Annotated in this window: 15 protein-coding genes; 10 read left to right on the top strand and 5 right to left on the bottom strand. The window is 63.6% G+C overall.

What is annotated here, in order from left to right:
• The first annotated feature begins 26 nt into the window (after nucleotides 1-26).
• The 6 genes from AB4Y97_RS10050 to dksA all read left to right on the top strand — a co-directional run bounded on the left by AB4Y97_RS10050 (nucleotide 27) and on the right by dksA (nucleotide 6,376).
• Nucleotides 27-1,475: a YcjX family protein gene (locus AB4Y97_RS10050; RefSeq protein ID WP_441998906.1), complete on the top strand. Its 1,449-nt coding sequence runs from the start codon at nucleotides 27-29 to the stop codon at nucleotides 1,473-1,475.
• The gene (locus tag AB4Y97_RS10045; protein WP_441998905.1) at nucleotides 1,472-2,458 is read left to right on the top strand and encodes a YcjF family protein; all 987 of its coding nucleotides are present in this window, start codon (nucleotides 1,472-1,474) and stop codon (nucleotides 2,456-2,458) included. The genes AB4Y97_RS10050 and AB4Y97_RS10045 overlap by 4 nt, the downstream gene beginning before the upstream one ends.
• Nucleotides 2,459-2,756: 298 nt before the next feature.
• Nucleotides 2,757-3,164 (top strand): OsmC family protein, encoded by a 408-nt coding sequence (locus AB4Y97_RS10040; RefSeq protein WP_441998904.1) that lies wholly within the window; start codon nucleotides 2,757-2,759, stop codon nucleotides 3,162-3,164.
• A gap of 218 nt (nucleotides 3,165-3,382) precedes the next feature.
• Nucleotides 3,383-4,756, top strand: coding sequence for an MBOAT family O-acyltransferase (locus tag AB4Y97_RS10035; protein ID WP_441998903.1), 1,374 nt, complete (start codon nucleotides 3,383-3,385; stop codon nucleotides 4,754-4,756).
• Nucleotides 4,731-5,780, top strand: a complete 1,050-nt coding sequence (locus AB4Y97_RS10030; RefSeq protein ID WP_441998902.1) for a hypothetical protein — start codon at nucleotides 4,731-4,733, stop codon at nucleotides 5,778-5,780. Before AB4Y97_RS10035 ends, AB4Y97_RS10030 begins: the two co-directional genes overlap by 26 nt.
• A 176-nt stretch (nucleotides 5,781-5,956) precedes the next feature.
• A complete protein-coding gene (gene dksA / locus AB4Y97_RS10025; RefSeq protein ID WP_441998901.1) occupies nucleotides 5,957-6,376 on the top strand; it encodes an RNA polymerase-binding protein DksA in 420 nt (139 codons plus the stop codon).
• A gap of 74 nt (nucleotides 6,377-6,450) precedes the next feature.
• Here the strand turns inward: dksA and AB4Y97_RS10020 are convergent, their stop codons facing one another.
• Nucleotides 6,451-7,662, bottom strand: a complete 1,212-nt coding sequence (locus tag AB4Y97_RS10020) for a hypothetical protein (protein WP_441998900.1) — start codon at nucleotides 7,660-7,662, stop codon at nucleotides 6,451-6,453.
• 390 nt (nucleotides 7,663-8,052) lie between these two features.
• On the opposite strand from AB4Y97_RS10020, the gene cckA reads away from it, so the two are divergent.
• The gene (gene cckA, locus AB4Y97_RS10015) at nucleotides 8,053-10,587 is read left to right on the top strand and encodes a cell cycle histidine kinase CckA (protein WP_441998899.1); all 2,535 of its coding nucleotides are present in this window, start codon (nucleotides 8,053-8,055) and stop codon (nucleotides 10,585-10,587) included.
• A gap of 99 nt (nucleotides 10,588-10,686) precedes the next feature.
• On the opposite strand, the gene AB4Y97_RS10010 is transcribed toward cckA, so the two are convergent.
• Complete coding sequence (locus AB4Y97_RS10010) at nucleotides 10,687-11,958, bottom strand: calcium-binding protein (protein WP_441998898.1); 1,272 nt, start codon at nucleotides 11,956-11,958, stop codon at nucleotides 10,687-10,689.
• A gap of 539 nt (nucleotides 11,959-12,497) precedes the next feature.
• Between AB4Y97_RS10010 and recA the strand changes: the two genes are divergently transcribed.
• From recA to AB4Y97_RS09995, 3 genes are all read left to right on the top strand, one after another.
• Nucleotides 12,498-13,592: a recombinase RecA gene (recA, locus tag AB4Y97_RS10005; protein ID WP_441998897.1), complete on the top strand. Its 1,095-nt coding sequence runs from the start codon at nucleotides 12,498-12,500 to the stop codon at nucleotides 13,590-13,592.
• Nucleotides 13,593-13,880: 288 nt separating this feature from the next.
• Nucleotides 13,881-16,532, top strand: coding sequence for an alanine--tRNA ligase (gene alaS, locus AB4Y97_RS10000; RefSeq protein WP_441998896.1), 2,652 nt, complete (start codon nucleotides 13,881-13,883; stop codon nucleotides 16,530-16,532).
• A gap of 74 nt (nucleotides 16,533-16,606) precedes the next feature.
• Nucleotides 16,607-17,713: a cyclic nucleotide-gated ion channel gene (locus AB4Y97_RS09995; RefSeq protein ID WP_441998895.1), complete on the top strand. Its 1,107-nt coding sequence runs from the start codon at nucleotides 16,607-16,609 to the stop codon at nucleotides 17,711-17,713.
• A gap of 152 nt (nucleotides 17,714-17,865) precedes the next feature.
• On the opposite strand, the gene AB4Y97_RS09990 is transcribed toward AB4Y97_RS09995, so the two are convergent.
• From AB4Y97_RS09990 to AB4Y97_RS09980, 3 genes are all read right to left on the bottom strand, one after another.
• Entirely contained in the window at nucleotides 17,866-18,324 is a 459-nt protein-coding gene (locus tag AB4Y97_RS09990; protein WP_441998894.1) for a GFA family protein, read from the bottom strand.
• An 84-nt stretch (nucleotides 18,325-18,408) separates the two neighbouring features.
• Entirely contained in the window at nucleotides 18,409-18,792 is a 384-nt protein-coding gene (locus AB4Y97_RS09985; RefSeq protein ID WP_441998893.1) for a hypothetical protein, read from the bottom strand.
• Entirely contained in the window at nucleotides 18,789-19,553 is a 765-nt protein-coding gene (locus tag AB4Y97_RS09980) for a hypothetical protein (protein WP_441998892.1), read from the bottom strand. Before AB4Y97_RS09980 ends, AB4Y97_RS09985 begins: the two co-directional genes overlap by 4 nt.
• Nucleotides 19,554-19,703: the final 150 nt, after the last annotated feature.

Genomic DNA, 19,703 nt, shown 5'->3' with positions numbered 1-19,703 from the left:
GGCTTGAGAGAACCGGGTTCAGCTTCGTGTCTGTGATCACCAACATCGCCTCCCGCGCCGGATCGGCCGCGCAATCGCTCTGGGAGGCCTCGGGCCAGCTCGTCCAGCCTTCGCTCCGCCTCGGCGTCACCGGCCTTGCCCGTTCCGGCAAGACGGTCTTCACCACGGCACTCGTGCATCATCTCACGCGCGGGACCAATCTTCCGGCGTTCCGCGCCTCCGCCGAGGGGCGGATCAGGCGGGCGCATCTGGCCCATCAGCCCGACGATACGGTGCCGCGCTTTCCTTACGAGGAGCACATGGCGGCCCTGACAGGGGACCGGCGCTGGCCGCAATCCACCAACCGGATCAGCGAGTTGCGCGTCGATGTTGAATATGAACGCAAGTCCGGATGGCGGACGGGGCCTGCCTCGCTTGCCCTCGACATCGTCGATTATCCCGGCGAGTGGCTGCTCGATCTCGCGCTTCTCGATGCCGGTTATGCGGAATGGTCGCGCCAGACCATCGAGGCGAGCCGCAGGCGGGACAGGGCCGTTGTGGCAAGCGTCTGGCATGAAAGCCTGAAGACGTTCGACCCCTCGGGTCCCGCCGACGAGATGCTCGCCGCCAGGGCGAGCGAGGCGTTCAAGGCCTATCTTCTGGCATTGCGGGCAAGCGAGGAATCCGTCGCGACGACGCCGCCCGGCCGCTTCCTCATGCCCGGAGACCTTGCCGGTTCGCCTGCGCTCACCTTCGCGCCGCTCGACCTGGCACCGGGCCAGCCTATCGCGCCGGGCAGCTTCGCCGCGCTCATGGAGAGGCGCTTCGAAGCCTATAAATCCCATGTGGTGAAGCCGTTCTTCCGCGAGCATTTCCAGCGCATCGACCGGCAGATCGTGCTCGTGGACGTGCTCGCCGCCATCGATGCGGGGCCCGCAGCCCTGGCCGAGCTGGAAGAGGCGCTCGATCAGGTGCTGATGGCGTTCCGCACCGGCCGCAACACGTTGCTCTCGCGCCTGTTCTCGCCCCGTGCGGACCGAGTGCTTTTCGCCGCAACGAAGGCCGACCATATCCATCATACGGATCACGACCGGCTTGACGCGATCCTGCGCCTGCTCGTCAACCGCGCCGCCCGGCGCACGGAAGCGGCGGGCGCAAGGGTCGGCACCGTGGCCCTGGCCTCCGTGCGCGCCACCCGCGAGACGACCGTCCGCGAAGGCCGCGAGACCCTGCGCGCCGTCGCAGGCGTGCCGGAAGCAGGCGAGAGGGTCGGGGACGAACTCTTCGACGGCGAGGCGGAGGCCGCAATCTTCCCGGGTGAGTTGCCGGAGACGGCGGAGGCCGTTTTCCAGGGGGCGGTGCCCCCCGGCTCCCTGCGCTTCCCCCGCTTCCGGCCGCCCAAGCTGCCGGTCGACGCCGCCGGGCGGATGGCGAAGATGCCCCATATCCGCCTCGACCGCGCCCTCGAATTCCTCCTGGGAGATCGTTTCGCATGAGCCGCCAACCTCGCGCCTATCGCCTCGACGATCCCAACGTGACAAACGGCTCCGTCGTGGTGACGGACGAGGCTTTCGATGCCATCGAGGCCGCCGACGGCGTTGTCGTGCCCATGGGAGAGAAGCGCCGCGCGCCCTGGCTCGGCATCCTGCTCTCGGCCCTGTCCGGGCTCATCGTGCTCGGCCTCGGGCTCGTCGTCGAGAAACTGATCGTCGACCTCTACACCATCGCGCCCTGGCTCGGCTGGGTCGCTCTCGGCCTTGCGGCTCTGGCGGCGCTCGCCTTTTTCGCCCTCATCGGCCGCGAGGTCAGGGGCATCTGGCGGGAGCAGAAGATCGAGCGACTGCGGGAGGCGGCCATCGATGCCCTTGCGGTCAAGGACCACAAGGCCGCCAAGGCCGTCGTGTCCGAGCTTCTGAACCTTTACGGCTCTCGGGCGAGCGCCGTTCAGGGCAGCGCCCGCCTGATGAATCTCATGGAGGAGATCATCGACGCGGATGATCGCCTCGCCATCGCCGAGCGCGAGCTTCTCAGCCCCCTCGATGCCCAGGCCAAGCGCGCCATCGCGAGCGCGGCCAAGCAGGTATCCCTGGTCACGGCGGTAAGCCCCCGCGCCATCGTCGACGTGGCCTTCGTGATCTTCGCGGCGGTGCGTCTCCTGCGGACGCTGGCGCGCATCTATGGCGGCAGGCCCGGCCTGTTCGGCTTCCTGCGCCTCGCCAAGGCCGCCTTCAATCATCTCGCCGTCACCGGCGGCATGGCGGTGGGCGACAGCCTGATGCAGCAGATTCTGGGCCTCGGCCTTGCCGCCCGGATCTCGGCCAAGCTGGGGGAGGGAGTGCTGAACGGGCTGATGACCGCCCGATTCGGCCTTGCCGCGCTCTCCGTCTGCCGTCCGCTGCCCTTCGTGCGGGAGGAGCCTCCCAAGATCGGCGATGTGGCAGGAGAATTGATCAGCCGGACCGAGGCGGCCGCTCTCTAAAGCCTCGGACCTAAAAGTGGACTCCACTTTTAGGATCATCCGATGCTTTCTCCTTGGGTGAGAGCTCGTGCGGCCGCAAAACCGGGGCCACTTTTGCGCACGATGCTCTAGGGGCATGACCTTAATGGACAACCGGTTTTCCCTGTCCCGATCATGCTCTGACTGCCGGTAAAGGCTTCGCCGTGGCGTTTTTCGACGCAATCCGCCGGAAGGCGACCGGCTCCGATTTTGCGGAGCGCAACATCCGCGCCTAGACTTCACATTCTGTCCAATCTCCCGGCGACAAGGAGGTCCGCCCATGGTGTCCGTGACTGTCGAGTTGCGCAATGTAGAGGGTACCCAGGCTGCAATGGGATGGGCCGGCGGGCATACGATCGTCGTCGACCGGCCGGAAGGGAAGGCAGGAGGCCGAGGACTCGGCTTCAATGGCGCCCAGCTCCTTGCATTGGCGATCGGAGGCTGTTTCTGCAACGACCTGCGATATGTCGCCGATAAGATGGGGGTCGGATTGGGAAAGATTGCCGTCAGCGTCTCGGTCGAGCTGGAGGGCGATCCGTTGTTGACGACGGCCGCGACGATGTCGGTCTCATGCGAGACGCTGGACGGGTCCGATCCTCAGAGAATCATCGACAAAGCCAAGATGAGCTGCATGGTCTCCAACTCGCTCCGGGCTGGCATTCCCGTCACGATTCAATCGTCGGCTTGACCTCATGAGCGGATGCCAGGGCGCCGCATCATAACATCCGCTCTCCCTTTCAGGCACTTGAAAACGTTTCGTTATCCGGTTTTTGGCTCTCAGGGCACAAATCCGCGTCATGGCTTTCTTCCGTCAAAAGTTGACGAAGGCGGCGCATTCCCGCACAAGGGCGCGCCTTCAGGCGCGGAAGGGAGCGTGGCGCGCCGTCTGACCCCGTTCATGCCGCGATGCTCTTCAATTCCTTTGTTTTCCTCTTTGCCTTCCTGCCGGCCGCGCTTCTGATCCACTGGCTCGTGGAGCGGTTCAAGCCAGAATGGCGACTGCCGCTGTTGCTGATCCTGTCGCTGGGCTTCTACGGCTACTGGGACTGGCGCTTCGCGCCGCTGCTGGTGCTCTCGATCCTGGTCAACTGGCTCGCGGCCCGCTCCTTCATCCATTCGGGGCGGGATATTTTGATCCCGCTCGCCATCGCGGCCAATCTCGTCGTCCTGGCAATCTTCAAGTATTTCAACTTCTTCGCCGATCTGGCTAACCTGATCCCCGGCCTCTCCGCGCCGAAATACGATATCGCGCTGCCGCTCGGCATCTCGTTCTTCACCTTTCACCACATCATGTACCTGACGGATCTGAAGGCCGGCAAAGCGCCGCGCTTCGATCTCGTCCGCTACGGCCTCTACATCGCCTTTTTCCCGCAGGTTCTCGCCGGTCCGCTGGTGCGCTGGAGCGAGATCATGCACCAGTTCGAGGAGCGGCCCTATCAGCGCTCCGACGCGGCGGAGCGGTTTGCGCGCGGTCTGATGCTGCTGGTCATCGGCTTGGCCAAGAAGGTCTTTTTCGGCGACCAGCTCGCCGAATACGCCAACCCGATCTTCCAGTCGGCGGCAGCCGGCCACGCCATCGGCATGGGCGAGGCCTGGCAGGCGGCGCTCGGCTTCACCTTCCAGGTCTATTTCGACTTCTCCGGCTATACCGACATGGCCCTGGGGCTGGCGCTCCTGTTCGGCATTGTGCTGCCGCAGAACTTCGATGTGCCCTACAAGGCGGTGTCGCTGCAGGATTTCTGGCGGCGCTGGCACATGACCCTGTCGCGTTTCCTGCGCGATTATCTCTACATCGCCATGGGCGGCAGCCGCAAAGGCCTGGCGATCCAGATCGCGGCCCTGACCGCCACCATGACGCTCGGTGGCCTCTGGCATGGCGCAGGCTGGACCTATCTGGCCTGGGGTGCCTCGCACGGCGTCGGCCTTGCCGCCAATACGCTCTGGAGGAAGGCGGGTTACTCGATGCCGAACCCGCTCGGCTGGTTCTGCACCTTCAGCTTCTTCGTGCTGACCATCATCATCTTCCGGTCGCAGGATTTCAGCGCGGCCTGGCGCATCTATGAGGGCATGCTCGGGCTCGGGGCCGAGGGCTACACCATGAAATGGCGTGCAATCGCCCTGGGAGCGGCCATCGCCCTCATCGGGCCGACCGCCTGGACGATGGTCCACAAGCTGCCGCCGTGGCGCTCGATCGCGGTCGCCTTTGCCATTCTCTTCGTGATCGTGTTGTTCAAGATCGGCGACGATGTAAATTATGAATTCATCTATTTCCAGTTCTGAAGCCACATCCAAGGCCTCTTCCGAAACCTCCTGGTGGCGCTTCGCCGTCATGCTCGTCGTCACGACGGTGGTCGCGGTCGTCGCGATCATCGCGGCCGCCTACGCCATCGATCCATACGATACCGGCCGCTCACCCCTGTTCGTCCGTGAAGGCGTCAGGCCGCAGGGACCGCGGACCGCCAATGCCAGCCGTGGCCGCGATCCCTCGTTCAACGGAGCGATCTTCGGCAATTCACAGATCCAGCTTCTCTCTCCCGAGCGCCTGAAGAGCAGGACCGGAATCGATTTCCTGCAGCTCGCCGTCCCGGCCACGGGGCCGAAGGAGCATTTCACGCTTATCGACTGGTTCCTGAAGCATCGCCGGGGGCCGGTGAAGGCGCTCGTCGTCGACGCCGACGAGACCTGGTGCACTTCCGATCCGGCCATGCCGAATGCCAAGCCGTTCCCGTTCTGGCTCTATGCCGGCAATCCCCTGGAATATGCCAAGGGCTTGATGCGCTACGACATTCTGGAGGAATTGCCCCGGCGGCTGGGCTACGTCTTCGGCAAGAAGGCCGAACGCGCCCGCGAGGACGGCTACTGGGATTACGAGCCCAACTATCTCAACCTCGGCTATGACACCAGGCCGGAAATCCGGGCACGGCTCGAAAAGCCATATTATGCGACCGAGCCGAAATTCGAGCGCGATCCTAAGGAGGGGCAGCGCAAATTCCCGGTCGCGGACAGGTTCAGGCAGCTTGCCGCCTCCCTGCCGGCGGAGACCGCGCTCATCGTCGTCCATCCGCCGCGCTACAAGAATTATCTCCCGCCCGCGGGGACGGAGGAGGGCTATCTCGATCAGGCCTGTAAGACGGCGGTGAAGGCAGCCGTGAAGGACCACGCCAAAAGCGCGATCGTCGATTGGCGAATCGACCGGCCCGAGAATCACAATCCAGATTACTTTTTCGACCTGAGCCATTACCGGCAACCGCTCGCCATGGCCGTCGAGGCGGATATCGTCAAGGCGCTCGAACGCCTGCGCTAATTCCTATCGGCTGCGGCAAATCGTGCCGTCCCGGACTGTTTTCTCTCCTTTGCGGGAGAGGGGGGCGAAGCGGCCTGCGGCGTCTTAGACAAAACGGTAACACGCTTGCGCGTTGTCGCGGGCTCCGCTTGCCTATATAGGGGCGCCACAGTTCATCGGGGATAGAACGGCCCAACATGACGAACATTCTAATCGATGAGGGTTATCGACCGACTGAAGACGAGCCCTTCATGAATGAACGGCAAAGGGAATATTTCAGGCGCAAGCTCATCCGGTGGAAAGGCGATATCTTAAGGGAGGCTCAGGAAACCCTGGCAACCCTGCAGAGCGAGAACGAGAACCATCCCGACCTCGCCGATCGGGCCTCTTCGGAGACCGACCGCGCCATCGAGCTTCGCGCCCGCGACCGTCAGCGCAAACTCATTTCCAAGATCGATGCCGCGCTCGCGCGGATCGATGACGGAAGCTACGGGTATTGCGAGGAAACGGGCGATCCGATTTCCCTCAAGCGCCTGGAAGCACGCCCCATCGCAACCCTGTCGCTGGAAGCGCAGGAGCGCCACGAGCGCAACGAGCGGGTCTATCGGGACGACTGACGTCTTTACTCCTGAAAAGAAAAAGGGCTCCGCTTGCGGAGCCCTTTTCGTTTGAGGCTGGCTTTGCCGGGGCGTCAGCCCTTGTTGCCCGGATCGCGGGGCCGCCCGAGAAGCCGGGCGAATTCCGCCTCGATCTCCTCGACGGAGAAGGGGTCGCCGGCTTTCTGCGCCGGATGTGGCGGAGCAGGCGGCGGCGGAGGAGGCACGGGCTGCGGCGTGGCCGTTGCCGGACGAGCGGGCTCCGGGGCAGGGCGCATGGGCAGCTCGGCGGGTTCTTCCTCCTGGACCTCCTCCACGACCTCAGGGGGCGGGCTGGGAGCGATATCCTGTTCCGCGGCGGGGGGCGGGGGAACGAGGAGCTCGTCCTCGTCGACCTCAATATTCTCGGAGGCGGCGACCGGAGTCGGCGGCGGAGGCGCAACCGGCTGCGCCGGGCGCTTCAAGGCTTCCTCGAGCTGCTTGGCCATATCGGAGAGGATGGCGGCGTCCGGGGTCTTTGCCTCGGCGGGGGCCGGCTGGGAGGCGCGCACGATTTCGGGAGCCGGGGGAGCCGTCGCCGGGGGCGGGGGAGGAGCTGTCGGCGTCGGCCGCGACTGGAAAGGCGGCGGCGCATAGGTCGGACGCGGCTCCGGACGGACCGGCGGAGCGGACTCAGGCGTGGCCGGAGCGCGCAGGAAGCTTGCCGGTTGTTGCTCGGGCCGCAGAGGTTCGACCGACGGCGCTGCCGTCACGGTCACGAGATCGGGCTTCAGCATCGGCTCGGGCCGCGCCGGGGCCGGCGCACTCACCGAGGCGACCGCCGAAAGCTCCTGATCCACGTCGGAATCCTCGGAAGGGCGCTTGATGAAGCTGCCGAGCTGGGCGGCAAGCTGCGTCTCGATGGAGGGGCGCCCCGAAGGCTCGACCTGCGGACGCGGGGCTTGGTCGAAGGCCGGCTCGAAACGCTCCGGGCCCGCCTCCGCGGGCGCCGCGGGGAGGCGCGCGCCCGCGACGCGGACGATGTTGGTTTCGATCACCACATCGTTGAGGCCGCCGATGAGCAGGAGATGTTCGACATTGTCCCGGCGCAGCAGGACGAGCTGGCGTTGCCGGTCGAGATCGTAGATGTCGATGACGCCGAGACGCGGCTGCCGGCTACGGCCCCGGTCGTGGCCGGGCATCATGAGGCGGCCGCCTGTCAATTTGCGGAGAACCAAGCCGAAGAGCGCAACCAATACGAGGATGATCGCGAATGCGATGACGTATTGGGCCGCCCGTGACGCTTCGATACCAAAAAGAGATGACACGATGAACTCTCAAGCGTTGGAGAGACCTTTTCAGGCCCTGTTCTTGACGCTGCTTGTACCACATCGGGCTCTAAAGCGAGCGACAGGGTTAATAGATGGTTAACGGCCCTTGCTTCGCGACAAGAGATGCTGCATTCGAAATGGTCTCAAAAAGGGCCGAAACCATTGCAAAGGCTTTCCTTTCTACAGGTAAATGTGTCCGGATCGTGCCAAAGTTCGAGGCCATGGCGCCTGTGGAGCCCTCCGCCTCTTGTGCGCCTCCTCGCCGCGGCCTTAGAGGTCAGTCAATAAATTCCGTTTAGCATGATCCGAAAGAACGTGTGACCGGTGCGCGCCTGCTGCCTGATGATGCGGGGCCTCACCGCCATTCCTTGGGGATACTGAAATTCCATGGCTCACGAGGGCGATACGCCAAAGAGCGCAACGATCGACCGGTCCGATCGTCCCGGCCATATCGGGCTGGTCCTGCTGCTTGCCAGCATTCTGGTCGGCGCGATCCTGAGCCTGCGCTTTCTCGACAGCGATCAGGCTCAGCCCTTGATCCTGGGTCTCCTGGCGTTTTTTGCCATGGCGGGGGTGTTTTTTCTCTTCGCCGTCGCGATCGGCTTCATCCAGTTCTCCGGCCACGCCGCCCGCAATGACATCACGAAGATCATGGCCGACACCTCGGGCGAGGGCCTGATCGTGATCGAGGACGATGGTCGGGTCATCTATGCCAACGAGGCCTATCTGCTCCTTGCCGGATCGAGTGGCGGCGACGTGCGGGCCGTCGAGCGCCTGTTCACCGGTGCGCCGGAGGTGTCGGAGGCAATCTATCGTCTGGCCCAGGCCTCCCGCGAGTATCGGGCCGGGACGGAGGAAATCCGCCTGTCGCCGTCCCTCGACGGATCGCAGGAATTCGGCTGGTATCGCGTCCGCGTGCGGCCCCTGCCGCGTCCGGGCGGTCATCAGGCCGCCCTGTGGACCATCGCCGACGTGACCCATGAGCGCGAGCGGCAGGAAAACGTCTTCCAGGAACTGCAGCACGCCATCGACTATCTCGATCACGCGCCGGCAGGCTTCCTCTCCATCGATCCCCATGGGTCGATCATCTATCTCAACGCCACTTTGGCCTCCTGGCTCGATTATGATCTCGCCCAGGTCGGATCGGGCGGCCTGAGCCTTGCCGATATCGTGCCGCGCAACGTGGTGGCGATGATGGCCTCGTTCTCCGGAGAACCGGGCAGCGTCCGCACCGAGACTTTCGATCTAGATTTGCGCCGCCGCAACGGCCAGTTCCTGCCGGTGCGGCTCTATCATCGCATCGCCTTCGGGCAGGACGGCACCATGGGCCCCTCCCGCACCCTGGTGCTCAATCGCTCGCCCGGCCTCGATGTGGACGAGGGGCAGCGCGCCGCCGAGGTACGCTTTGCCCGCTTCTTCAACAACACGCCGATCGCCATCGCGACGGTAAACCGGGCCGGCCGCGTCATCCAGGCGAATGCCCCCTTCACCAAGCTGTTCGGCACCCTGCCGCGCACAGGTGAAGGCGGGGAGGGGCCCTCCATCTTCGAGGCGTTCCGGGAAGGCGAGGGCGCGCAGGTCGAGGCCGCCCTCAAGGTGGCAGCCCAGAACCGCAGCGACATCCAGCCCCTGGAGCTTCATACGGCTGGCGAGAAAGGCGGCTCGGTCCGTGTCTGGGTGACGCCTGTCGGCGAGACCGGCTCGGAGGGCGAAAGCGCCATTCTCTACGCCCTCGACACCACGGATTTCCGGAAAGTGGAGGAGCAGCTTGCCCAATCGCAGAAGATGAACGCGGTCGGACAGCTGGCGGGCGGCGTGGCGCACGATTTCAACAACGTGCTCCAGGCCATCATCGGCTACAGTGACCTCCTGCTCGCCAATCACCGGCCGACGGATCCGTCCTTCCAGGACATCATGCAGATCAAGCAGAACGCGAACCGGGCGGCGAGCCTGGTGCGCCAGCTGCTTGCCTTCTCGCGCAGGCAGACCCTGCGGCCGGAAGTGCTCAACCTCAACGACCGGCTCTACGATCTGTCCATGCTTCTGAAACGCCTTCTCGGGGAGCGGGTGGAGCTGGACCTCAGCCATGGCCGCGATCTGTGGTTCGTGAAGGCCGACGTGAACCAGTTCGAGCAGGTGATCGTAAATCTCGCGGTCAACGCCCGTGACGCCATGCCCGACGGCGGCAAGCTCGCGATCCGGACCGCGAACGTGCTGGCGCCCGAGGCGGAGCGCCTCAACGTGAGCGGCATGCCGCCTGCCGAATACGTGGCAATCTCGGTTTCCGATACCGGTACCGGCATGAGCGCGGAGGTTCTCGACAAGATCTTCGAGCCCTTCTTTACCACCAAGGAAGTGGGCAAGGGCACCGGCCTCGGCCTGTCGACCGTCTTCGGCATCATCAAGCAATCCGGTGGTTTCATCGACGTGGATTCGCAAGTCGGCCAAGGCACGACCTTCCGCATCTATCTGCCGCGCTATATCCCCGAGGCCCAGGAAGTGCCGGAGGAAGCCAAGGCCGAGGAGGCCAGGAAGCCGGCCGCCGACATGACCGGCCAGGGAACGATCCTCCTGGTGGAGGACGAGGATCCGGTCCGCGCCGTGAATGCCCGCGCGCTCACGGCCCGCGGCTATACGGTGCTGGAGGCCGCCTCCGGCGTCGAGGCGCTGCAGGTCATCGAGGAGCGGGGAGCGCCCGTCGACCTCGTCGTCTCCGACGTGGTGATGCCGGAGATGGACGGGCCGACCCTGCTGGGGGAACTGCGCAAGCTCTATCCCGATCTGCAGGTGATCTTCGTGTCGGGCTATGCCGAGGATGCCTTCCGGAAGAACCTGCCAGAAGGCGAGGAGTTCAACTTCCTGCCCAAGCCCTTCAGCCTGCGCCAGCTGGTCGAAACGGTGAAGCAGGCGATGGGTCGCTAGCGCATTGGGTCATCCGATGCGCTCCTTCAGGAGCGCATCGTCCGGCGCGGCCCAGAGCCTGTCGCATAGGGCAAAGTCGACCTTGCCCTATGCGATATTTCAGATGACGAGGAAGTCGCCGGCAAGGAGCTGGTTTCCTCCTTCGGCGAAATTCACTGTTGCAAGCAGCACCGGGGCAGAGGTGGTTCCGGTGCCGTCGGCATCGAAGAAGAGCTGCCGCGTGTCCTGCACGAAAATGAACTGGGCGGTGGCAATATTGGCTGTGGCCGGGCCGGTCGCCAGATTCCTGACTTCGTTGGCCGAGACGCCCAGGCCGATATTGAACACGTCGTTGTCGATCAGCAGCCGATCGCCGTCCGTCGTCCGGAAGACGGAATTGATCGTATCCGGCCCATTGTTGAGTTCGAGTTGCAGCAACTCCTGACCGAATGAAATGCCCGAAAGCGTATCGTTTCCGGCGCCTCCCTTGAGGATCGTCGTGGTTCCTGCCCCAGCGCCGGTAAGCGTGTCGTTGCCGCCGCCCCCATCCGCGGTCCCGCCATCCTTTGCGGTCAACGTATCGGCGAAGTTCGAGCCGATGACGCTCTCGACCGATATAAAAGTATCGCCGGTCGCCGCGCCGCTCGAGGTATTTGTCTGAAGGTTGACGGTGATTCCCGCTGTCGCATCGGAATAGTCCACGGTGTCGGTTCCGGCGCCGCCGTTCACGGTGTCCGCATTGGTGTCCGCGCCCGGTGCGATGATGTCGTTGCCGGCACCGCCGCTGAGCGAATCCGCGCCTGTGCCGCCGTTCAGCGCATCGTTGCCGTCTCCTCCATCGAGAGAGTCGTTGCCGGCACCGCCAAACAGCGCGTCGTCGCCCGCGCCGCCGAAGAGTGAATCGTCGCCGTTGCCGCCGTTCAACACATCGTTGCCGATTCCGCCGTCCAGGAAATCGTTGCCGTCGCCTCCGTTCAGGGCATCGTTGCCGGCGCCGCCAAACAAAGCGTCGTCGCCCAAGCCGCCGTTCAGCACATCGTCGCCGGTCCCGCCGTCCAGGCGATCATTCCCCGCTCCTCCATCGAGGCGATCGTTACCGGAACCTCCGAAGAGCCGATCGTTTCCCGTGCCGCCATCGAGCCTGTCGTTGCCGATTCCTCCGTCCAGAGAATCGTTTCCCGCTCCTCCAAACAGCGTGTCGTTGCCCGCATCGCCGAAGAGCCGATCGTTGCCGAGACCGCCATCCAGGCGGTCGTTCCCTGAGCCGCCGAAGATCCGGTCATTCCCAGCGAGTCCGAACAGCGAGTCATTGCCTCCAAGTCCGGAAATGAAATCGTTACCGACCGTGCCGAAAAGTACGTTCCGCTGATTGTTTCCGATGATTGTCGCCATGGCGTTTTCTCCTGGAGTCGATGTCCTGTCTCCAAACGATTGAAAAGGGCGCAGGAAAACGGAATGCAGTCTGCTCAGTATCTACTTTCCACGGAGCAAGAGATAATGATCTTCCGGGTTGCCCCGATGAGGGTGGTGTGAGCAAATAGTGACATCAATAGGAAACTTTATTGGTCGAGCGATGCATAAATTCAGCATTTGATCGTTGGAATTATCTATTTAATTTCAATTTTTGTGCTTCTTTGAAAATCGCTGCGCTCAAATACACAAGCTTAGCATTGATAGACGTCGACGGGCTTTTCCGAATATTGACGGCGTAGGATCGAAATGGGGCGGTGTCGTCTTGAGTTTCCAATTTTTCAGGTCTCAAGGCGGTTTTCGGATCTCAAGGGAGGGGAATTTGGTCTCCTTTGTCCCTCTGCCACTATCCACAAGGCGAACAAAAAAGGAACTTGCGTCCGAGAACAAAAAGGGTACATATATCGCCTCAACACCGCGTTGAGATTCAATAGCCCTCCGTGCCATAAGGATGCTTGGTCATGTCGCAGTCTTCTTTGAGACTGGTGGAAAGCTCATCAATGGATAAAGACAAGTCGAAAGCTCTCGACGCAGCGCTCTCTCAGATCGAACGCGCCTTCGGCAAGGGCTCGATCATGCGGCTCGGCAAGGGCCAGCAGCCAGTTGAAATCGAAACCATCTCGACGGGATCGCTCGGCCTCGATATCGCGCTTGGCGTCGGCGGCCTGCCGCGCGGCCGCGTCATCGAGATCTACGGACCGGAATCGTCGGGCAAGACGACGCTGGCCCTCCACACCATCGCCGAAGCCCAGAAGAAGGGTGGCGTCTGCGCCTTCGTGGATGCGGAGCATGCTCTGGATCCGGTTTATGCCCGCAAGCTCGGCGTCAATCTGGACGATCTCCTGATCTCCCAGCCCGACACGGGCGAGCAGGCGCTTGAGATCGCCGACACGCTGGTACGCTCCGGCGCGATCGACGTGCTGGTCGTCGACTCGGTGGCGGCGCTCACCCCGAAGGCCGAGCTCGACGGTGAGATGGGCGACGTTCAGCCGGGTCTCCAGGCCCGCCTCATGAGCCAGGCCCTGCGCAAGCTCACCGGTTCGATCTCGCGCTCGAATACGATGGTGATCTTCATCAATCAGATCCGCATGAAGATCGGCGTGATGTACGGAAGCCCTGAGACGACGACGGGCGGCAACGCGCTGAAGTTCTACGCCTCCGTGCGCCTCGACATCCGCCGCGTCTCGACCCTGAAGGACCGGGACGATCCGATCGGCAACTCGGTGCGCGTCAAGGTCGTCAAGAACAAGGTCGCGCCGCCCTTCAAGCAGGTCGAGTTCGACATCATGTTCGGCGAGGGCGTCTCGAAGGTGGGCGAGCTCATCGATCTCGGCGTCAAGGCCGGCATCGTCGAGAAGTCGGGCGCCTGGTTCTCTTACGACAGCCAGCGCCTCGGCCAGGGCCGCGAGAACTCGAAGCAGTTCCTGCGCGACAACCCCGAGGTCGCCAACAAGATCGAAGCCCTCATCCGCCAGAATGCCGGCCTGCTCGCCGACCGCATCCTGGAGCAGGCAACCCCGACCGCGGAAGACCTCGACGAAGGCACCGCCGATTAAGGTTTTGCTCTCCTTCAAGGGCAAATAGCAGGCCGTCGCGAGAGATCGCGGCGGTCTTTCCTTTTTCATGGTTCCCGCTTCACCTCCCTCGGGGAGGTGAAGGTGCAGCCTATTCCCTGCAGCCGCGGCAACCCCTAAATCAGTCTCAGGTCGTCCGTCATGGCGCCGCTTCTTCGCGAACCCGCTATGAAGAGTGAAACGCCGCCTCGACAGCGCCTCAGGCTGCGTCTAAAACCTGCCTCCACAACCCTTTTCGGGCCTTCGGCCCCTATCCGAGCTTAGAGTTTCATGAGCGGCGTCAACGAAATCCGGTCGGCCTTCCTCGATTACTTCGCCAAGAACGGCCATGAGGTCGTGCCTTCGAGCCCCCTCGTGCCGCGCAACGACCCGACCCTGATGTTCACGAATGCCGGCATGGTGCAGTTCAAGAATGTCTTCACCGGCGCCGAGAAGCGGCCCTATACCCGCGCGGCCTCCGCTCAGAAGAGCGTGCGCGCGGGCGGCAAGCATAACGACCTCGACAATGTCGGCTACACCGCCCGGCATCACACCTTCTTCGAGATGTTGGGGAATTTCTCCTTCGGCGATTACTTCAAGGAGCATGCCATCGAGCTTGCCTGGAATCTGATCACCAAGGAGTTCAACGTCACCAAGGACCGGCTTCTCGTCACCGTCTATCACGACGACGACGAGGCGGCGGATCTGTGGAAGAAGATCGCCGGGTTCTCGGATTCCAAGATCATCCGCATCCCGACCTCGGACAATTTCTGGCAGATGGGCGATACCGGCCCCTGCGGCCCGTGCTCGGAAATCTTCATCGACCAGGGCGACGCGCTCTGGGGCGGCCCGCCCGGCAGCCCGGACGAGGATGGCGACCGGTTCCTGGAATTCTGGAACCTCGTCTTCATGCAATACGAGCAGATCGAGCCCGGCAAGCGCATCGCGCTGCCCAAGCCCTCCATCGATACGGGCATGGGCCTGGAGCGCATGGCAGCGATCCTGCAGGGTGTGCACTCGAACTACGACACGGACCTGTTCCGCGCCCTGATCGAGGCGGTGGCGCATGCGACCGGCGTGGCGCCGGAAGGCGAGCGCAAGGCCTCGCACCGGGTCATCGCCGATCACCTGCGCGCCTCGTCCTTCCTGGTGGCCGACGGCGTGCTGCCGTCGAACGAGGGCCGCGGCTACGTGCTTCGCCGCATCATGCGCCGCGCTATGCGCCATGCTCAGCTGCTCGGCTCCCACGACCCGCTGATGTATCGCCTCGTGCCCACGCTCGTGCGCGAGATGGGGCAGGCATATCCGGAACTGGTGCGGGCCGAGGCGCTGATCACCGAGACGCTGAAGCTCGAGGAGTCCCGCTTCCGCAAGACCCTGGAGCGCGGCCTCTCGATCCTCGACGAGGAAACCCGTGACCTGACGAAGGGACAGAACCTTTCCGGCGAGACGGCCTTCACGCTCTACGACACCTACGGCTTCCCGCTCGACCTGACGCAGGACGCCCTGAAGCCGCGCGGCATCGGTGTCGATACGGATGCCTTCAAGACGGCCATGGAGCGCCAGCGCGAGAAGGCTCGCGCGGCTTGGTCCGGCTCGGGCGAGGCGGCGACCGAGACCGTGTGGTTCGGCGTCAAGGAGCGCATCGGCGCGACCGACTTCCTCGGCTACGATACCGAGACCGCCGAGGGGCTGGTTCTCGCGCTGCTCAAGGACGGCAAGGAAGTGAGTGAGCTCAAGCCCGGCGAGACCGGCCTCGTGGTGCTCAACCAGACGCCGTTCTACGGCGAATCCGGCGGTCAGGTCGGCGATACCGGCATCATGCAGGGCGAGGGCGCGCGGGTGCGCGTCACCGGCACCGAGAAGAAGCTTGGCGACCTGTTTGTCCATCACGTGCTCGTCGAGCACGGCACGCTCAAGCTCAATCAGTCGCTCGAGCTGATCGTCGATCACGAGCGCCGCTCCGCCGTGCGGTCCAACCATTCCGCCACCCACCTCCTGCACGAGGCGCTGCGGCAGGTGCTGGGCGATCACGTGGCGCAGAAAGGCTCGCTCGTCGCGCCCGACCGCCTGCGCTTCGACTTCAGCCATCCCAAGCCCATGGGCGAGGAAGAGCTGGTCCAAGTGGAGGAGATCGCCAACCGGGTGCTTTTGCAGAACGAGCCGGTCGTGACCAAGCTTATGGGTGTGGAAGAGGCGATCGAGTCCGGCGCGCGTGCGCTCTTCGGCGAGAAATACGGCGATGAGGTGCGCGTGGTCTCCATGGGCAAGGCCGACGGCAACAAGACCTTCTCGGTCGAGCTATGCGGCGGCACCCATGTGAACCGCACCGGCGATATCGGCGTCATCACCGTTGTCTCCGAGGGCGCGGTGGCCGCGGGCGTGCGCCGTCTCGAAGCCATGACGGGCGACGCGGCGCGCCGCCATCTGGCAGGCGAGAGCCGTCGCTTGCGCGAGATCGCGGGCCTGCTCAAGACTCCGGTCGACGAGGCGGCGGACCGTCTCTCCGCGCTTCTCGAAGACAAGCGCAAGCTCGAGCGCGAACTGACGGAGGCGCGCCGCAAGCTCGCCATGGGCGGCGGCTCTAGCGAGGGCGAGCCGGTCCGCGACGTGGGCGGCATCAAGCTCATGGCCCGCGCGGTTTCGGGCGTCGAGATGAAGGATCTCAAGAGCCTCGCGGACGAGGGCAAGAAGCGTCTCGGCTCCGGCGTCGTCGCCATCGTCGGCGTCGCGGAGGACGGCAAGGCGGGCATCGTCGTCGGCGTCACGGAGGATCTGACGGCCAAGGTCGATGCGGTCAGCCTCGTTCGCGCCGGCGCCGAAAAGCTCGGCGGTAAGGGCGGCGGCGGACGGCGCGACATGGCCCAGGCCGGTGGCCCCGACGGAGCGCAGGCGGAGGCCGCTCTCGCGGCGGTCGAGGCGGCGCTCTCCACCGCAGCATAAGGACAGGCGCCGTGTCACGGGAACGTTCACACCCGACACGGCGCCGAGTTTACGAGGTTCTGGAACGGAGCAGCGTGAGCGGCCCGGTCGTTCACGCCGTTCATATTTTTCTCGTCACCCTCATCATCGTCAATGTGACGGCGGTGGTGCTGCAAAGCGTGCCGTCCTTGGAAAGCACCTGGTGGTGGCTTTTCATCGCCATCGAAGTTCTCAGCGGCGTCATCTTCACGGCGGAATATGCGGCCCGCTTCTGGTGCGCGCCGGAGCATGCGCCCTGGCGGCATTTGAAGCCCTGGCATGCGCGGCTCAAATGGGCTCTGCATCCGCAATCGGTCATCGACCTGCTCGCGATCCTGCCGTTCTATCTGGCCTATTGGGATATCGAGAGCCTGCGCGTCTTTCTGCTGCTCAGGCTCTTCCGCTTCTTCAAGCTCGCCCGCTATTCGCCCGGCCTGACGAGCCTGATCGAGGCCATCTATTCCGAGCGGCGCGCCCTGATCGCCTGCGGCGTCATTCTGCTGGGCACGGTGCTCATCGCGGCTTCCGCCATGAACCTTGTCGAGCGGGAGGCGCAGCCCGACAAGTTCGGCACCATTCCCGAGGCCATGTACTGGGCGATTCTCACCCTGACGACGGTGGGCTATGGCGATGTGGTGCCCATCACGCCGCTGGGGCGCGCGATTGCCGGCATCACCGCCGTCGCGGGTCTGGTCATGCTCGCCCTGCCGGTAGGCATCATCGCCAGCGCTTTCTCGCGGGAGATCCACCGACACGACTTCATCATCACCTGGAGCATGGTGGTGCGGGTGCCGCTCTTCGAGGATCTCAGCGCGGAGGAAATCGCATCCGTCATGCACCGCTTGCGGTCCCAGAGCTGCACACCGGGAGAGATCATCGTCCACAAGGGCGAGCTGGCGCATTCCATGTATCTGATCGCCTCCGGCGAGGTGGAGGTGCTGTTGCCCGGTGAGGCCGTACGGCTGGGGCCGGGGGATTTCTTCGGCGAGATCGGCGTGTTGAAGCGCCGTCGCCGGGGCGTGACGGTGAAAGCCGTCACAACCTGCAAGCTGCTCGTGCTCGATGCGGAGGATTTGCATCAATTGATCGACGCCAATCCGACGATGGCGCAGCATATCGATGAGGTGATAGAGGCACGCAAGGACCGGCGGGAGGGCGTTTGAAGAGACCCGCCGCCGTCATTCTGAAGCCGGCCCCCTTGTCATCCCCGGCGGCCGTCAGGCCGGGAAGGGGATCCAGGAGAAACGCCGAGGGTGGTCATGGATTCCCTTCCCCTCCGCTACGCTCCGGACGGGAATGACACCCTCCGCCGCCATCAATCGTGATCCGGGTGCTGGCGAGAAGCCATTTTCGCCAACTCTTCCGGCGTCGCGCTGTCTTCCGTCTCGGGGAGGGTGTGCAGCGTCTCGAACGCGGCGAGGCGGCTTTCCATGCCGTATTGGGTTTCCGGCTGCACACGGCCCGGATCGTCGAGACTTCCGATCGAGACGCTGATGCGGTTGCTCTCCACGTAGCGAAACGACAGCGGCGTCCCGCAATCCCGACAGAACCCGCGCTCGACGGCCTCCGAGCTTTTGAAAATGCCGGGCTCGCTCTTCGTCCACACGAGATCTTTCAAAGGCACACCCGTGAGCGGCGCGAAGTAATTGCCAAAAGCCTTCTGGCACATGCGGCAATGGCAGATGCTGGCGCCTGTCGGCTCCGAGGCAAGCGCATAGCGCACCGCGCCGCATTGGCAGCCGCCGGTGAGGGTGGGTTTGGAGGGCGTGTTCATCCTCGGTCCTTTCTGCGTTCCGCATTCGCCATCACTGACAAAGTCAGTCAGCGCCCCGATGTGGAGTTTATGATTTCACGTATTCTACCCTGGAGGCGTCCAAGCGTATTCTTTCAGCGCGAACCAAAGCCCACCGGGGTCCTCGTCTTTGGCGCCGTTCGCCAGCCACTCGCGCACGACGTTGTCGATGATTTTTTCGGGCGTGAAGCCGTATTGCCGCTGCACGATCCACTCGTGCTCGCCGTCGAGTCCACCGCCGACCACCGGCACAGCGCCGCGTGAGAGCAACTCGGCGACGCAGCGACGCACGTACTCAGTCAGGGCTTCGCCTTCGAAGCCGAAATCGTAACGCCCTCCCGGCACGATTTGCCACATGCCGACCGCGTCGACAGATAGTTCGTTAGCGACCTGTTTGATGTATTCGCTCACGGTTTCGCCGGAGCGCTTGTCACGGGGTTCGTCGGTCATTTTTGATGCACTTTATCGCCATTGCGGACCAGTGGGTTATTACTCCGGATAATATCAAAAGTTACGCCATGTTGCTCACTCCACCGAATTCCGAAAACAGACCCATCTGGTTGTCGATACCAGCGACCTTGATAACCTACGGGAGATTGCACGACTTGGGCGCCCGGAAGGACAGCTTCCAGCAATTCTTTGAATTCTGAGGTTGGTACTGTCCGAGTGCCAATTGTGGCGCGTCCCTCGCGCGCCCCAATCCATTGTCCGTTTGGGACGATAGCATCGCCCGCAGGACGGCAGATAGGCTCTCGTACTTGCAATTCCCGGAGGCGAACGGCGGCTTGCAAGGCATTCGACTCATTCGCCAGGATCTCTCCTTCAACGCCTTCATAGATGCTTGGACTTGGTCGCCAACGAGGATCTCGACTTTGCACTGCTCGGACAAGCGCGCCCGCACGAGCTTCCGATTCCGCAAGGCGTAATTCCTGACCCGGCGTGGTCTCATAGACTCGCCCTTGAATGACGCGGGTGCCGCCGCCCTGTCGGCGCGAGCGTAAATTGACGGTTTCGACACGGGCTTCGCCACCGCTATCGCCTTCTCCCACCCACTGCCCACCATTAGGACTTCCAGCCGGAACGCGCGGCTGATTGGGGTTGAAGAGCTTATGCGCGAGGGCGATGCGCAGGCTGCGGAGTTCAAGTTGAGCGATAGCGAACGCTCTTCGGGCGCCGAGCAATTCGCGGTGAAAGGAAGGCGACAAGGACATAAACTAAAGCGCTTTTGGTTTCAGTGTAGGACATAGCCGGCGTGCCTGATCCAGCCTCGGGCATCTTTTGCAGTGATGGCGTCGAGGGCTGGTTTGAGTTCTGCTTCCAAGGCTTCGAGGCTGCGGGCAGCTCTCGCCTTGAGCCGCTCT

The sequence above is a fragment of the Microvirga sp. 2TAF3 genome (assembly GCF_052114965.1).
GTDB lineage: Bacteria > Pseudomonadota > Alphaproteobacteria > Rhizobiales > Beijerinckiaceae > Microvirga.
This window is presented reverse-complemented; position numbering and strand designations above follow the sequence as displayed.

Excerpts from the sequence above, each read along its gene's own strand:
- cckA (WP_441998899.1), top strand. The coding sequence starts at position 8,053 with ATGGCTCACGAGGGCGATACGCCAAAGAGCGCAACGATCGACCGGTCC.
- AB4Y97_RS10030 (WP_441998902.1), top strand. The coding sequence starts at position 4,731 with ATGAATTCATCTATTTCCAGTTCTGAAGCCACATCCAAGGCCTCTTCC.
- AB4Y97_RS09990 (WP_441998894.1), bottom strand. The coding sequence starts at position 18,324 with ATGAACACGCCCTCCAAACCCACCCTCACCGGCGGCTGCCAATGCGGC.
- AB4Y97_RS10045 (WP_441998905.1), top strand. The coding sequence starts at position 1,472 with ATGAGCCGCCAACCTCGCGCCTATCGCCTCGACGATCCCAACGTGACA.
- recA (WP_441998897.1), top strand. The coding sequence starts at position 12,498 with ATGTCGCAGTCTTCTTTGAGACTGGTGGAAAGCTCATCAATGGATAAA.
- alaS (WP_441998896.1), top strand. The coding sequence starts at position 13,881 with ATGAGCGGCGTCAACGAAATCCGGTCGGCCTTCCTCGATTACTTCGCC.
- dksA (WP_441998901.1), top strand. The coding sequence starts at position 5,957 with ATGACGAACATTCTAATCGATGAGGGTTATCGACCGACTGAAGACGAG.
- AB4Y97_RS09980 (WP_441998892.1), bottom strand. The coding sequence starts at position 19,553 with ATGTCCTTGTCGCCTTCCTTTCACCGCGAATTGCTCGGCGCCCGAAGA.
- AB4Y97_RS10035 (WP_441998903.1), top strand. The coding sequence starts at position 3,383 with ATGCTCTTCAATTCCTTTGTTTTCCTCTTTGCCTTCCTGCCGGCCGCG.
- AB4Y97_RS09985 (WP_441998893.1), bottom strand. The coding sequence starts at position 18,792 with ATGACCGACGAACCCCGTGACAAGCGCTCCGGCGAAACCGTGAGCGAA.
- AB4Y97_RS10010 (WP_441998898.1), bottom strand. The coding sequence starts at position 11,958 with ATGGCGACAATCATCGGAAACAATCAGCGGAACGTACTTTTCGGCACG.
- AB4Y97_RS10040 (WP_441998904.1), top strand. The coding sequence starts at position 2,757 with ATGGTGTCCGTGACTGTCGAGTTGCGCAATGTAGAGGGTACCCAGGCT.